Source organism: Lentzea tibetensis (assembly GCF_007845675.1).
GTDB classification, from domain to species: Bacteria; Actinomycetota; Actinomycetes; order Mycobacteriales; family Pseudonocardiaceae; genus Lentzea; species Lentzea tibetensis.
The window spans coordinates 74893-89523 of the sequence record NZ_VOBR01000007.1 but is presented as its reverse complement, the minus strand read 5'-3'; the positions used below and the strand labels follow the sequence as shown (position 1 = coordinate 89523).

The following is a 14631-nucleotide window of genomic DNA, read 5'->3' as shown; positions in this document are numbered from 1 at the left end:
AGAACATGATCACCGAAGATGTCGCCCGGCGGCAAACGTGGCCGTCGACCGACTGCAACGGCATCCCACTCATCGACCCCGTCAGCGTGACGGTGCAGGGCAACGTCGTGCTGTTCGCCAGGAAAGCCGGTGCGCCGGTCGACTTCCTCTACTACAACGTCCGCCCGATCGGCGTCGAACCCGGCGCGGCCGGGGAGTGGACCGGGTGGCGGCAGCTGTCGATGGCGGAGCCGTCCCAGCGGACGACGCCCGGCACCCCGAGCGCGGACGCCCAGCCGATGCTGCGGCTGGGCGGGTGCTCGCTGATCACCGTGGGCACCGACGTGACCATCCCGGTGCCGGGCGACGCACCGTTCCGGGTCGTGGCCGACGATCGCTACGTCTCGTGTTTCCGCCCGTCCGACACCGGCACCCTGTACGTCGACAGGTTCGTGCTCGTCCAGGATCCTCTCGACGGGAGGGAGGAACGCGACGACGAGGCGCCCGTGTACGTGCTCGAAAGAGCTTGGGAGACGAGGTATCGGCGCAGCCAGACCCGGGATCTGCCCGCCGGGGCGGGTGACGCGCGCGGCTCGATGAACATGCTGGACGAGCCGTTCCGCGAGCCGACCGTCGAACTGCCGGTGCCGGGGGTGACGGCGGACGGCTTCGACATCGCCCTCGTCCCCACCGGGACCAGCGGGATGCGGTGGCACATCGCGGTGATCACCGGCCGCACGATCACCTGCTGGTCGTTCCCGCAGGACAGCACCGGCCGGGTCGACGTGTCGCCGTGGTCGGCGCGCTCGTTCACGATCACGCCGACCGTGCCCGTGGCAGGCGACATCGAGGCGCTCACTCCGTTCGCCGGAATCGCCCTGTCCTGCTACGAGGAGCAGGAGCGGACCACGATGCCGGACGGCACCAGCGGCTCGCTGCGCCGCAGCATCCGGCTGGCGATGGCGGTGCCGGTGCGCAACACCGACATCGGCCTGCCGGGCGCGCTCGCCGTCTTCGACTTCGCGATCCAGCCGGGCGGCACCATCCCCGAGCTGCCGCCCGGCACGGCGTGCGTCCTGCTGGACGGCACGATGCGCGACAAGACCTTCACGCCGGTCGTGAACCCGTACGGGTACGGCATTCCGGCCGACGCCGTGCACACCGTCGACGCCACCACGATCAGCGCCGTCCTGCTCGGCCAGGCGGCGGCCGCCGGTGCGCCCGCACTGCTCAACAGCGCCGACGGCCTGCTGCACTGTTACTTCGCCGGCCCGCCCGGCTCCACCAAGACCGGGCCGTTCCTGGTGGCGCAGATGGATCCCATCGTCACCCGTGCCACGGCCGCGGTGCCGTGGATCACGGCGAGCGGGATCGCCGGTGACCTGCGGTTCGTGGCGCGCCAGCCCGGCAGCACGCTCAACGGGCTGACCGTGCGTGTCGACTCGTGCGCCGGCCAGTCCGACCTCTGCACGGTGAGCGTCGACTACGGCAAGACCGCGGGACTGCCGACCGAGACGTGGCGCGGTGTGCCGCGCGACCTGGTCCGCATGTCGGCAATCCTGAACGGCGGGTCGTCGGGCGACCCTGCCGACCCGGCGGTCCGGTCCGGGAAGACCCCGTTCTACGACCAGACCGGCACGGTGACCATGGCACGCCTGGGCACGGTGAACGGCGCGGGCCCGTTGACACTCGTCTCCCACCGCGGGGACATGCGCCTCGCCCAGGTGACCGTGACCGCCGCGCCTGACCCGAAGCGGTCGAACCTCGTGCTGTCCTACGCGTTGCCGAGCGGCGCCCAGGTGACCCAGACCTGGCCGCTGGTTCCCACCGCCGTGACCGATCTGGTCGCCGTGCTCGACGGAGACGCGGCGACGTATCCCTACCGGCGTCCGGAAAGCGACACGCCGATCTACGCCCTGGCGACCGCCCTCGGCAGCATTCTGCTGATCGCCAAGCCAGCCACGTCGGCGAAGCTGACCGTGCAGAAGGCGACCGACGGTCTGGCCGCGCACTGCGACATCGTCGTGGAGCCAACGGGTTCGCCCGTGATCACGCTGCCGAACATCGGCCGGGACCAGGCCGCTGTGGTGAAGGCGCTGCGCGGTTCCGGCGACGTCATGGCCCTGTTCGACCACGTCTCGCCGGACGCCTGCGCGGGCGCTGTGTTCGATCAGTCCACGGTGGACCCGACGGACCTGCAGAGTGGTTCGACCCTGTTCGACGTGGCACGCCCGGTGCCGGACGGTGGCAAGCTCGCCCCCGGTTCCGCCGCCGCCACCGCCCTGCAGGGCAGGTCGTTCGACACCATCCCGCCTCCTGGTGCCGACACCGGGCACGGCATGCTCGGTGCGACGGCGGCGCGGCCGACCGTGCCGTTGCTCGGCGAGCAGGCCGTGGTGGGTGACGCGACCAGCGCCCTGACGACCAGCGGCGACAACGGCCGCTGGATCGCCGCGCACATGCCTGATGCGTTGGCGCTCGAGGAACACAGCGCGGTGAGCATCCCCGCTCCCAGCGCGCGACTGGCGCCTGTCCGTGGCACCACCATCGAGGCCTGGACGCGTCCCCAGGACGGCGATCCCGCGCGCGTGGTCAGTTACAACAACGGGCCGGTGAAGAACCTCGGAGGGATCACGCCGTCGTTCTTCCTCGGTACGGACGGCATGCCGACACTCCGGTTCGGGTCGTTCAAGCCGAAGGGCACCTACGCCGGTCGCTACGTGAACGTTCCGGCGCAGCCCTTCCTCGCTCCGGCGGCGAATGCCGGCTTCACCTGGGAGGCATGGATCCGGCCGGACAAGGCAGCCGGTCCGGGCAAGGACAGCCGGTTCGGCTGCGTTTTCCAGGTGCAGGACCAGCTGTTCCCGGCGATCGCCCAGGGTCAGCTCTACCTGGACGCGAAACGCGTGCTCACGTTCGGCTACCGCACCGGGTCTCCCGTCACAGAGTCCACAGTGGCCGCGCGCCTCCCGTTGCCGGCCGAGAAGTGGACGCACGTGGCCGTCACGGGAGCGCGGACCGGTGCTGCCCCGTTGCAGGGGATGATCCAGTACGCGCTGACCCTGTACGTCAACGGCGAGGCGGTCGCGGCCGACGACGCCGCGTGGCTGTACCCGGCTGAGGGCGCCGGGGCCCCGGTCGCCTGCCTCGGCGCGAGCGACGTCAAGAACGTCAGCATGTTCGGCAGCATCACCGAGATGCGGTACTGGTCCGCCGCACGGACGTCGGCGGAGTTGCGGCGGACGATGAACACCTCGTTGCGCGGCACCGAACCCGGTCTCGTCGGATACTGGCCGCTGGGCGAGAACCCGGCGACCGCGACCAAGTTCGTCAACCGGGCCGTGCGGTACGGCAAGGCACTCGACGGCACGATGGCCGGCTCGGGTCAGCCGGTGACGGCGTTCAGCGCGGGTGAGTTCGTCAACGTCGTCGCCGGGGTGGGCGGCGCCGAACCGCTGGTGGCCCGGAGTTTCCTCCGGGCGGACCACTGGCATCACCTGGCCGTGGTCTACGAGACGACCGGCGGCCTGAGGATGAACCCGGACGGTCTCGACGGCCGGCGCGACTACGGCAGGTGCGACGCGGCCGGCACTGAGTTCGGCGAGCACGCGACCGTCGAGGCGTGGGTCCAGGTGCCGAAGCCGACCGGGCTGAACCAGACAGTGCTGGCCCAGTGGGGCGCGAGCCAGTCCGACCAGGCGTTCCGGTTCGGAGTGACCGGCAAGGGCACCGTGTTCTGCCTGGTGACGGTGCAGGACGTGACGTTCGGGACGACGTCGGCGCTGCGGGCCGAGCACACCACGATGGTCTGCGACGGCAAGCCGCACCACATCACGGCGGTGTTCAACTCGCGGAAGGCCACCGGCGTAGGAGGAGTCACGTGCACGCTGACCGTGTACGTCGACGGCGTGCCGGCGCCCCAGACCAAGGCCGACTTCCCCCTGTCCATGGAGATGATGGCCGTCACCTCCAGCCGGCCGCTCACCCTGGGCGTCAGCACAGTGCCGGCGCGGCCGACTGCGTCGGTCGCACTGGAAGTGCAGGAACCATTCCAGGGACTGCTCACCGGCGTGCGGCTCTCGTCGGTCGCGTTCACCGACGCGCAGGTCCTGGCGGCGATGAGCGCCAACCGGGACTACGACGGCGGCGAGGCGACGGTGTCGGCGTGGTGGTTCGACGAACAGACCGGTACCTTCGCGGCCGACTCGGTGTCCGACAACGACTTCGCGCTCAGCGACACCGACATGTGGGCGGAGTTCGCCTCGATCTCGACCACGAATTTCTACTGCGACGGCGTGCCGGTCGGCTTGGTGGCGCCGGCGTCGGCCGAGGCGAGTGCCGGCTACCAGGGCGCCACCCAGTGCACCATCGGCGCGTACCTCGACAATTCCGTTGTCAGTCAGGGTTTCGACGGACAGCTGGCGGAGATCCGGGTGTGGCAGGCGGCCCGGACGCAGGACCAGGTGCTGGACACGATGTACCGGCCACTGACCGGATCCGAGCCGAACCTGAGCGCGTACTGGCCGCTGGACGGCAACTACGCGGACCTGACCAGCCTCGGCAGCACCGGAACACCGGTCGGCGCCCCCGCCTTCGTGCCGTCGGCAGCGCCCGTCGCGAACGAGGGGCCACAGGTGCGCAACGTCTACGCCGGCCCCGTCACCGAGTTCCAGGAGTCGGTGACCGGCAGGCCGTCGGTGATCGAGTACGCCGACAGCGACATCGGTCCGGACGGCAGTCCGGCGGCGGTGATGCGCCGCGCATACTTCCTGTACGACCCGGCGCTCGCCGTGTTCACCGGCTACGGTCTCGGCGAGATGCTGCTGACCTACCTGGGGCAGGTGCAGACAAGGCCGAGCCTGATCGGTTACATCGAAGGTGCTCCGCCGGTGCCCAGTGAGAACCTGTCCAGACCGCTGTACGCCAGTCCTACCGGATACAACGCCTACTTCGACGCCACGTCCGTCCAGCTGGCACAGACGGACACGACCTCGTTCAGCTTCACCAGCTCGGACTACCGCACGACCTTCGCGATGACCCTCGACGCGAAGCTGGGCCTCGCCTCGACCTGGAAGGTGGACAGCCAGGACGGGGTCCCCGGCGGGCTCATCGAGAGGATCGGCAAAGGCAAGCTCAGGTTGTCCGCGCACAACAAGACGGCTCTGACCCAGGCGGAGCAGCACGATGAGGCATACGCCTCCGGTTGGGTCAGGACGAGGACGGACACGCTCGGCCTGCGCGGCGCGTGGGAGTCCGACGAGCAGCTGAACGCGGCTGTGGGCCGCCGCTATCAGCCGCACAACACCGGCTACGCGCTGGTCGAGTCGCTGACCGCGGACCTGTACGCGATGCGGCTGCGCTCCACCGGCGCGATGGTCGGCAAGATGGTGCTGCCCGACCTGGCGATCCCGCCGGACCGCAACGTGCTGGTCTTCCGCATCCGGCCCGAGTACGTGAAGAACGGCACCCTGGACGGCAAGGTGGGCCTGGTCAACGACCCGCACTACCCCGGTGCCGATGTGGAGCGCGGCAGCTACTTCAGACCCCGCGAGGCGTACCGGCTGGCCGACCGGATCGCGAAGGCGGACGCGGATCTCGCCACCTACGGCAACCAGTTCAATGCGCAGTCCCTCGGTCAGCGCGGACCTTTCCCGAACTCACCGCTGAACAAGCAGCCAGTCCGCCAATTCTACGACTTCGCCGGAGGAGTGCCGGCACGGGGAATCGCCAACCGGTACGTGTGGACCGCGGCCGGTGGCCTGCACACCGAGACCGAGAGTTTCTCGGCGACCCACGACAACACCTATGCCGGGCTCTACTCGCTGAACTCCAGCGCCGGGCCCGCCTTCGAGTACGAGTACGACGGGTTCGCCGGGCCATACACCAACATCGACCTGCTGTTCGGCGGGGAGATCAAGATGCAGGTGGGCAAGAAGCAGAGCGACAACCGGGGCGTCGCGCTGAACGTGACCAACGCGTGCGATCCGATGTTGCTCGCCTACCGGTCGAATGGCTACAGCGACAATCCGTGCCCCGGAAAGGTCGACGCCTACCGGTTCATGTCGTTCTACCTGCCGCCGTCGATCGACAACTACGAGGCGTTCAAGTCCACCGTGGTCGATCAGGATTGGCTGCGGTTCAGCAGTGATCCCAACGCTGTCGCACTGCGCAACCTCAGGCCGCAGACCAACGGCGCGTGGCGGGTACTGCATCGGGTCACCTACGTCAGCCGGGTGCCACCGAAGTTCGACACCAATCCGGCGCAGACCGTTGCCCCCGCTCCGGAACTGGTGATCGACGTCGACGACAACGCGTTCCTGATCAAACTGGTCGAGCAGGCGCTGGGCAAGAACCCGCCCACCGCCGCCAACGTGGGCGGCGCGGTCGCCGCCGTACTGGCACCGCCCGACGGCACGCCGTCGCTGCTCGGCGCGCTGGTGCCGTGGTGGGCCGCGTTCGTTCGACGCACCCGGTCGGCCCACCCCGATCCGGGCGACGTCGCGCTGCTGAACCGGTTGATGGCCGCCACGGTGCAGTACTTCCAGGCCGGCTACGCGGGCGGCATGCTGCCGATTCCGCCCGTGTGAGCCTGAACTGATCGGGGAAAACCTGGCGTGCCAGGCTTTCCCCGATTGGTCTTGACCGTAGAGGGCGATGGTGTAGAGCCCCTGACCCTCACACTGCCAGCCAGCTCCACACCGTGCTCCAGTTTTGCTCCACTTAGTACAGTGTGAGAATCGCAGTACATGAGCAAGTCCCTGCGCCACCATCATTCTCTTCTTCCACGAAGGACGCGAGCGGACTCGCCATCAACCATCCACAGTGGACGGACACCTAATCCTGACCGGGCGCGGATTCGAGACAGATCCGCAGTCGGTCGAGGTCTCCCGCGATGCTCCTGCGCACCTGGCGCGCGAGTACCGGGCTCAGCCACCCGAAGAAGCGACCTGGCCCGCCCGTGGCGTGGATGGCGACCCGCGTGCCCTCGGCGTCGGCGGCCAGTTCGTAGCGGACGACCATCGGGAAGGGACGGTCGACCGTCATCTCGACCAGCCGGTCCGGCTCGTGCCGGGTGACGACGTAGCCGTAGGTAAAGGTGCGACCGAGGAATGTCGCCGTCCGCTCGACGATCGTGCCTTCGACCAGCGGCCCCGGTCGAGCAGGCCTGCTCGACGTGATCCCACCGGTCCACCGCAGGTCCTGTGCCGGGTCGAACATGACAGCGGCAACTTCCGCGGGCGGACGGCGGACGAGCACCGAAGGACGAACGTCAACGGTCATCAGGCGGCCGCCGGGAAGAACGGCTGCGGCTCACCGGTGGCTATGTGGCGTACCAGCCGGTCCAGGATCAATGCCCACGTCTGCGCCGTGGCCGAGATCGATCCCGGCGTACCCGTCGCCGAAACCGTAGTGGCGGAACAACACCCCGGTACCGGACTCGGTGCGGGCGGGCTCGCCGAGCTCCCACTCCCAGGTCGAGCCCTCCCAGAACGGGAAGCCCCTTTCTGCCTGCGAGACTGCCCTCAGCACCAACAGCGCACTCGCCGACGAGTCCATTCACCTCATGTCGGCCCTCCAACTGGCCGGCTACCCGCACGTAATCGGTACTCTTTGGGCCATCAACGATCGCATCGCCGCCGACATCGCCGACAACTTCTACGCCGCACTCACCGAAGCCGACACCAGCCGATCGGCACACGCGTTGGACCACGCGATCCACACCACACGCGCGCGCTTCCCTGACACGCCCAGCCTATGGGCCGCGCACATTCACACAGGCGCTTGAGTGCAGTTCGGGTGCTCAGCCTGGAACCGCGCACGTTCAACGAGGTGATCGACTGCCCGCACACCGTCGCCGACGCACACGGAACCTCTGCCACCACGCAGATCTCGGCGCTGCGAGCACGACTGGACGCGGTCCGCGGACAGATCTACTCCCGGTTCAACACCTGGGCCAAGGCCGGGGTGTTCCAGACAGTGATGGACGCGCTGATCGCGGAGGCCGCCTCTCGCGGACAGATCGGGCTGGAACTGGTCAGCGTGGACTCCACGATCGTGCGGACGCACCACGAATCGGCCGGGACTGGCGATCGCCGGGGAGACCCTCGACGCGCTGGAACAGGCGCTGACCGAGGAAAAATGGGCCCCATTGCCCACACAGCAACAGGTGCTGCGGGTGACCTGCCGCAGTCCGCGCCGGACGCGGCCGACGCGGACAGATCACCCGCCAGGCCCCGCAAACTGAGTAACCGCCCGAACCTGGGCTACAGCTACCTGCACAACGCCGTGGACGACCACTCACGCCTGGCCTACACCGAGATCCTGCCCGACGAAACCAAGCTGACCGCGGTCGCGTTCTGGACCAGAGCACAGAACTTCTTCCAGGCCAACGGGATCACCGTCCAGCGAGTGCTCACCAACAACGGCGCCTGCTACCGCTCACAACTGTGGCGCGACACCCTCACCGACGCCGGGATCACGCACACACGCATCCGCCCCTACCGGCCACAGACCAACGGCAAGGTGGAACGGTTCAACCTCACCCTGCTCGACGAGTGGGCCTACGCACGGCCCTACCAGTCCGAGACCGAACGCCAGCGAGCACTACCAAGGTGACTACACACCTACAATGGTGAGTTCTGAAACTCGTCGCAACAACGCTGGTCAACGTGCTTGCGTGGGCGGCGGAGGCGAGGCCGGGTGATGCGGCCAGGCCCGCGCCCGCGAAGGACAGCAAGCGCAGGAGGTCCTTGCGGGCGCTCGAGCCGTTTCCCGCGACGTCGCCGTGATCGTGGTCTACCTGCGGAACGTCGTGTGGCTCGTGCCCGGCTTCAGCGTTGAGAAGTACCGGCCCCAATCTCGCCGCGCTGCACGAGCGGATGCCGTTCGCCTCGCACACCGAGCGTTCTTGATCGAGGCCTACAAGTAGGGCTCGAACGCGGCGCGGATGTCGGCCGCCAGGAGGCCGGGCACTTCGAGCCCAGCGAAGTGGCCGCCACGGTCGAACTCGGTCCAGCGCACGATGTTGTGGTTGCGCTCGGCCATTCGCCGGATGGGGACGCCGAGGTCGTGCGGGAACAGCGCCACGGCCGTCGGCACCCGCAGGTCCGGCTCCAGCTCACCCCAGGCCTCGGTGCCCTCCTGGTAGTAGCGCGCGGACGACCCGGCCGTCCCCGTCAGCCAGTAGATCATCACGTTGGCGAGCAGGGCATCCCTGTCGACCGGGGTGTCCGGGTCGCTCCACGTCCGGAACCCCCACGCGATCCACTCCAGCTGCGCCACCGGTGAGTCGGTCAGGCCATACGCGACGGACTGCGGACGCGTACCCATGATCATCGCGTAAGCGCCCTGCTGCCACTCGTAGATCTGGGCCTTCTCGACGCTGCGTTTCTCGGCCTCCACCGAGAAGTCCGCGTTCTCCGCCGTCACTCCCGCCGAGAAGATCTGGTTGACGTGGATGGCGAGGACGTGCTCGTCATCGAGCAGGGCGAGCTCGCGGGTGGCCAGCGAGCCGAAGTCGTTGCCGTGCGCGACGTACCGGTCGTAGCCGAGCCCACGCATCAGCTCCGCCCACACCCCGGCGACGCGCTTGACCGTCCAGCCGAGTTCCTGGGTCGGGCCGGAGAAGCCGAAGCCGGGAATAGACGGGATTACCAGGTGGAAGTCCTCGCTCAGCGGCTCGACGACCTCGAGGAACTCGGTGAACGTCGCGGGCCAGCCGTGCGTGAGAAGCAGCGGCAGCGCGTTCTCGTTGGCCGACCGGACGTGGACGAAGTGGACCTCGTGGCCGTCGATCGCCGTCGTGAACTGCGGGTAGGAGTTGAGCCGCTTCTCGGCCGCACGCCAGTCGAACTCGTGCCGCCAGTACCGCACCAGCTCCCGCAGGTAGGACACGGGAGTGCCCTGCTGCCAGCCGATTCCGGCGGGCTCGTGCGGCCAGCGGGTCAGGTCCAGGCGCGCGTGGAGGTCGTCGAGTGCGGACTGCGGGATGTCGATGCGGAAAGGCTTCATGTCAGCAAAGCTAGTGCGGCTGTAGGACATGTTTGATCCTACACTGGACGCTGTGAAGGAAACTTCCGCGCGACTGCTCCGCCTGCTGACGTTGCTGCAGACCCGCCGCGAGTGGTCGGGAACCGAGCTGGCCGACCGGCTCGGCGTCACCACCCGCACGATCCGCCGCGACGTCGGCAAGCTGCGCGACCTCGACTATCCGGTATTCGCGAGCATGGGCACGTCCGGCGGCGGCTACCGGCTCGGCTCCGGCGCGCAACTCCCGCCGCTGCTGCTGGACGACGAGGAGGCCGTCGCCGTCGCGATCAGCCTGCGCACCGCCACCGGCAGCAGCGTCTCGGGCATCGGCGAGACCGCCCTGCGCGCGTTGCTGAAGGTCGAACAGGTCCTGCCCTCTCGGCTGCGCAACCGCGTCGCCGCACTGGACATCACGACCGTGCCGAACACGGGGTCGGGCCCCACCGTCGACCTCGAGACGCTGACCGCGATCGCCACGGCGTGCCGCGACCGGCAGCGGCTTCGCTTTTCCTATGCCTCACACGGGGGTTCGCCCTCGGACCGCGACGTCGAGCCGCACCAGCTCGTCACCTGGGGCAGGCGCTGGTACCTCGTCGCGTGGGACGTCGGCCGCGACGGGTGGCGCACCTTCCGCGTCGACCGAGTGCGGCCTCAGGTACCGGTGGGGCCGCGTTTCACGCCCCGCTCTGTACCTGGCGGCGACGCGGCGGAGTTCGTCGCGCGCAGCGTCGCCCAGCGCTGGCCCGCCCAGGCGACCGTGCTCGTCCAGGTCGCCGCCGACTCGCCCGAGATGCGCGGCTGGCTCAGCTACGGCCGGGTCGAGCCGGTGTCCGCATCCTCGTGCCACCTGCACGTCGGCGGGGAAACCCTGCAGGACATCGTGTTCATGCTGGGGAGCCTCACCGTCGACTTCACGGCCGTCGAACCGCCGTCGCTGGGTGCGGCGCTCGTCGAGGCCGCGGAACGGTTGCGCCGCGCCGGGTCTTGACCTGGAGCGCGCTCCAGCACACACGGTGCGCATGACGATGCGTTACCACGCCCTGGGGGCACCGGCATCGAGGTGAGCGTGCACTGCCTAGGTGTATTGACCTGGGAGGTTGGGAACGCGGCTGATGGGTGGGAGGCCTGCGAGTGCGGTGTGGCCGAGGTGGTGCGTCATCTCGGTTTCCAGGGCACGTTCAAGAACGGCTTTCGTCATGTGGTTCAGCAGTTCCTGAACGCCCAGTGAACCGCCATTTGCGTGAGCGTCCTTCACTAATGCGTCCAACGTCTCGGGTGACAGAACGCCAGCGATCAGCTCGCCCGTGTTCGGATCATCCGGCGAACGCGATGTGTCCTGAGTCACAGAATGGGACCTTTCTGGGGCACCGAAGGTGACCCGATCTTGGTCTATCCGTGGCTTACACGGTTGTCATGACACGGCCCACCGTGCTCACGGCGATGAACAGCTCGCGCACAATGTCACCGTTGCCGTTGTAGGTGCCGGAAACTCGGTCCACGGTGCATGACCTGCAGTTGCTCACCGACGCAGGCCGTCCGGCAGGCATCATCGCCAACCATGCTCCTCCGGCTGTCCTACCTCGCCCTGACCGGAATGGTCACCTGCCTCCGGCTGCTGCCGCTGAGCAGCACCGACAAGGACATCGAGATCCTCGTACTGCGCCACCAACTCGCGATCCTGCAGCGCCAGGTCGACAAACCACGCCTCACCACACCCGACCGCGCGTTCCTCGCCGCCCTGCTACAGCACATACCTCGACCGGCCCTGCGGCGACTACAGCTGATCGTCTCCCCCGACACCGTTCTACGGTGGCACCGCAACCTCCTCCGGCGCAGAGACGCACATGCATCCCGCCCGAAGCGACCAGGCCGACCGCCCACTATCCGCAGCATCCAGACACTCGTCCTACGGCTCGCCCGCGAGAATCCCCGCTGGGGCTACCGCCGCATCCACGGCGAACTCGCCACCCTCGCCGTCAAGATCGCTCCCTCGACAGTCTGGGAGATCCTCAAGGTCCACGGCATCGAACCGGCACCACTCCGCAATCAGGTCACCTGGACGACCTTTCTGCGCAGCCAGGCACACGCCATCCTCGCCGCCGACTTCTTCGAAACCAGAACCCTGACCGGCGCATGGCTGTACGTCCTCGCCGTGATCGAACACGCCACACGTGTCATTCACATCCTCGGCACGACCGCCCATCCCACCGCGGCCTGGACCACCCAGCAAGCACGCAACCTCGTCATGGACCTACACGACACCGACGCCACCGTGAAGTACCTGATCCGCGATCGCGACAGCAGGTACACCGCGCAGTTCGACGCCGTTCTCGCCGACAGCGAGATCACGATCGTCAAGACCGGAATCCGCGTCCCACGGATGAACGCGATCATCGAGCGTTGGATCCGCACGTGCCGAGCCGAACTCCTCGACCGGACCCTCATCCTCAACCGATCGCACCTACTGCACGCACTTCGCGAATACGAAATCTTCTACAACCAACACCGAACCCACCGCGCACTGCACGCCGCAGCACCCACATGCCCACTACCCGCGCCGATCACCGATCCTGATGCACTCACCCATCTCGACATCCGACGACACGATCGACTCGGCGGCGTCCTCCACGAGTACCATCACGCCGCTTGACCTGCCTGGACGACGTTTTCGGCACTTACAGCGTCGTGGCCGGCGGCTCGGTGAGGACCGGCGGTGGCAAGAGCGCGCGGAGCCGTCGGCCGCTCGCGCTCGACAAGTTCACGGTGACGGTGCTCCGGGAGCACCTCGAGCAACTGGAGGACGAGAAGGCCGCCTGGGGAAGCGGCTACCAGGCCGGCCGACTGGTCTTCTGCTGGGACAACGGGCGCCCGCTCTACCCGGACACGGTCACCGAGCAGTTCAACCGGTTGGTGGACCTCGCGAAGGTGCCGCTGATCCGGCTGCACGACGTGCGACACAGCTACGCCACCATCGCACTCCGGTCCGGCGTGCACCCCAAGATCGTGAGCAGCCGACTCGGACACGCAACGGTCGCCTTCACCCTCGACACCTACTCCGCCGACATCCCCGACCTGGACCAACAAGCCGCAGAGGACATCGGTGGTCTATTCCTGCCGAAGGGAGACGACGAGTCCGAGTGACCGCATAAGACACCGTTCGGGCACCGCAGGCGGTTTCCGGGTCATTCACCGTGCCCAGGAAACCCAAGAGGCTCCTGACCATTGCTGGTCAGGAGCCTCTTAGTGGAAATGGGCGATACTGGGATCGAACCAGTGACCTCTTCGGTGTGAACGGCACCGGGTATATCCCAACCGTCGCACCGTGTCGCGCCACAACCATCCTGACATGCTCGTATGTCGCAAGACGTCTCAACACATCCCCACGCGTGACATCTCGTCGCATCCCGACCGGCTACCAACCTGGGCACAGATACGGCCATCACAGCCGTTCGAGCTCGTCGACGATTGGTCTAGCTGGCCGATCGATGGGACCGGACGCTGCGGATTCGCATGTGATCAAGCTGTCGATGCCCCCAACTCCGCCTACCGGGTTGGCAAAGGCCTGCTGAGGCGGTAAGTCTCTTGGGAGATCAACTACCGGCTAGGAGGGCACTGCGTGATTAAGATCGATTACACCCTGCACTGCGACGACGGTGAAATCCAGTACGAGGAGAAGCGGTCTGAGCATGTTCCGCGAGTCGGCGAACTGGTCACGTTCGACTTCGACCACTCCTACCAGGTAGTTGACGTCCTATGGCATCTCGTTGGAGCGGATGGCCATCACGTCACGGTCACGGCCTGCGAGCTCAACTGGCACAAGAACATCGACAAGATCCTTACCGCGTGGCACGTCCAGAACGCAGAGCGGTGACCGAACATTCCAGCGGTCAGTACGGCGGTTCGTCGTTCGACCACCGACGCGTGACAGCCTTCGCGGGGTACAGGTGCCGCACGGATTTTGAGTGGTTCCGCTTCCAATGATCATGACCACCTCTGAGCTGCGGGGATGGCGTAACGACCCCTCCGAGGCGCAGCACGGCCCCGCACATTCCCCACAGGAGCCCCAACTGCGGGCCTCATGCAGTCTTCCACTTGACACGGAATCGAACACATGTGCGAGACTCTGCGCCGCCCTGCTGGTGAAGGGAAGCACCAGCAGGGCGCCCGACCAGAGGAGCGCGCTATGGCACCCACACCACCACCGATGGTCGACCAGATCATCCCACGCACGCTGGATTTGCTCATCGAGCGGCAAGCCGAGATCGAACGACTGGTGGGCGCACGCGTGCCGGTTAGTCAACCCGACCTCGTGCGCACGCTCGACCTGTGCAAACAGCTCCTGGGAGAGTGACAGTGTGGTGCTAGCCGCGATCGGTGATGCAGCAGTTGTACGGCGACTCTGACCACCCCTACGAACAACAGCCCACCCGACCTACACACGCTCGATCACGCGCTCAGTCCGCTGAGAGGCTCGGCGGACAAGTTGCGATCCTCGCCGGGCGCGGACGCCCGACGCTGCGCGCACGCGGGTGACCAGCGTCTTGTTCGACCACCAGTTGCGATCCTCGCCGGGCGCGGACGCCCGACGCTGCATCCGTGATGCGGGCCTTGGCCCGGCGCAGC

11 protein-coding genes, 1 pseudogene and 1 CRISPR repeat array (1 of these 13 only partly in view) are annotated in these 14631 nt (G+C 67.5%); of the genes and pseudogenes, 8 read left to right on the top strand and 4 right to left on the bottom strand.

Annotated elements, in window-relative coordinates:
• Window positions 1–5: 5 nt before the first annotated feature.
• Window positions 6–6566, top strand: a complete 6561-nt coding sequence (locus tag FKR81_RS12790) for a LamG domain-containing protein (RefSeq protein WP_146351380.1) — start codon at window positions 6–8, stop codon at window positions 6564–6566.
• 247 nt (window positions 6567–6813) lie between these two features.
• Here FKR81_RS12790 and FKR81_RS12785 read toward each other — a convergent pair whose 3' ends face one another.
• Complete coding sequence (locus tag FKR81_RS12785; RefSeq protein ID WP_146351377.1) at window positions 6814–7260, bottom strand: SRPBCC family protein; 447 nt, start codon at window positions 7258–7260, stop codon at window positions 6814–6816.
• Window positions 7261–7290: 30 nt separating this feature from the next.
• A complete protein-coding gene (locus tag FKR81_RS43515) occupies window positions 7291–7509 on the bottom strand; it encodes a hypothetical protein (protein WP_186762974.1) in 219 nt (72 codons plus the stop codon).
• Between FKR81_RS43515 and FKR81_RS12780 the strand changes: the two genes are divergently transcribed.
• Entirely contained in the window at window positions 7421–7765 is a 345-nt protein-coding gene (locus FKR81_RS12780) for a CHAT domain-containing protein (RefSeq protein WP_146351374.1), read from the top strand. The two genes, FKR81_RS43515 and FKR81_RS12780, sit on opposite strands and share 89 nt — an antisense overlap.
• Window positions 7766–8232: 467 nt before the next feature.
• A pseudogene (locus tag FKR81_RS12775) lies at window positions 8233–8589 on the top strand (DDE-type integrase/transposase/recombinase); the annotation flags it as partial.
• Between the two features lie 309 nt (window positions 8590–8898).
• On the opposite strand, the gene FKR81_RS12770 reads toward FKR81_RS12775, so the two are convergent.
• Window positions 8899–9990: an epoxide hydrolase family protein gene (locus FKR81_RS12770; protein WP_235921503.1), complete on the bottom strand. Its 1092-nt coding sequence runs from the start codon at window positions 9988–9990 to the stop codon at window positions 8899–8901.
• Window positions 9991–10042: 52 nt separating this feature from the next.
• Between FKR81_RS12770 and FKR81_RS12765 the strand changes: the two genes are divergently transcribed.
• A complete protein-coding gene (locus FKR81_RS12765; protein WP_146351368.1) occupies window positions 10043–10996 on the top strand; it encodes a helix-turn-helix transcriptional regulator in 954 nt (317 codons plus the stop codon).
• An 87-nt stretch (window positions 10997–11083) separates the two neighbouring features.
• Here FKR81_RS12765 and FKR81_RS12760 read toward each other — a convergent pair whose 3' ends face one another.
• Window positions 11084–11353: a hypothetical protein gene (locus FKR81_RS12760; RefSeq protein ID WP_186762973.1), complete on the bottom strand. Its 270-nt coding sequence runs from the start codon at window positions 11351–11353 to the stop codon at window positions 11084–11086.
• A 213-nt stretch (window positions 11354–11566) separates the two neighbouring features.
• On the opposite strand from FKR81_RS12760, the gene FKR81_RS44970 reads away from it, so the two are divergent.
• The 4 genes from FKR81_RS44970 to FKR81_RS43510 all read left to right on the top strand — a co-directional run bounded on the left by FKR81_RS44970 (window position 11567) and on the right by FKR81_RS43510 (window position 14359).
• Window positions 11567–12658 (top strand): helix-turn-helix domain-containing protein, encoded by a 1092-nt coding sequence (locus FKR81_RS44970; RefSeq protein WP_146351365.1) that lies wholly within the window; start codon window positions 11567–11569, stop codon window positions 12656–12658.
• Window positions 12655–13149 (top strand): tyrosine-type recombinase/integrase, encoded by a 495-nt coding sequence (locus FKR81_RS12750; protein ID WP_146351363.1) that lies wholly within the window; start codon window positions 12655–12657, stop codon window positions 13147–13149. Before FKR81_RS44970 ends, FKR81_RS12750 begins: the two co-directional genes overlap by 4 nt.
• Before the next feature lie 475 nt (window positions 13150–13624).
• A complete protein-coding gene (locus tag FKR81_RS12745) occupies window positions 13625–13879 on the top strand; it encodes a hypothetical protein (protein WP_146351361.1) in 255 nt (84 codons plus the stop codon).
• A gap of 333 nt (window positions 13880–14212) precedes the next feature.
• Entirely contained in the window at window positions 14213–14359 is a 147-nt protein-coding gene (locus tag FKR81_RS43510) for a hypothetical protein (protein ID WP_186762941.1), read from the top strand.
• Window positions 14360–14490: 131 nt separating this feature from the next.
• A CRISPR array of direct repeats spans window positions 14491–14631; the repeat unit is 37 nt; unit sequence GTTGCGATCCTCGCCGGGCGCGGACGCCCGACGCTGC; it runs 1066 nt beyond the window's last position.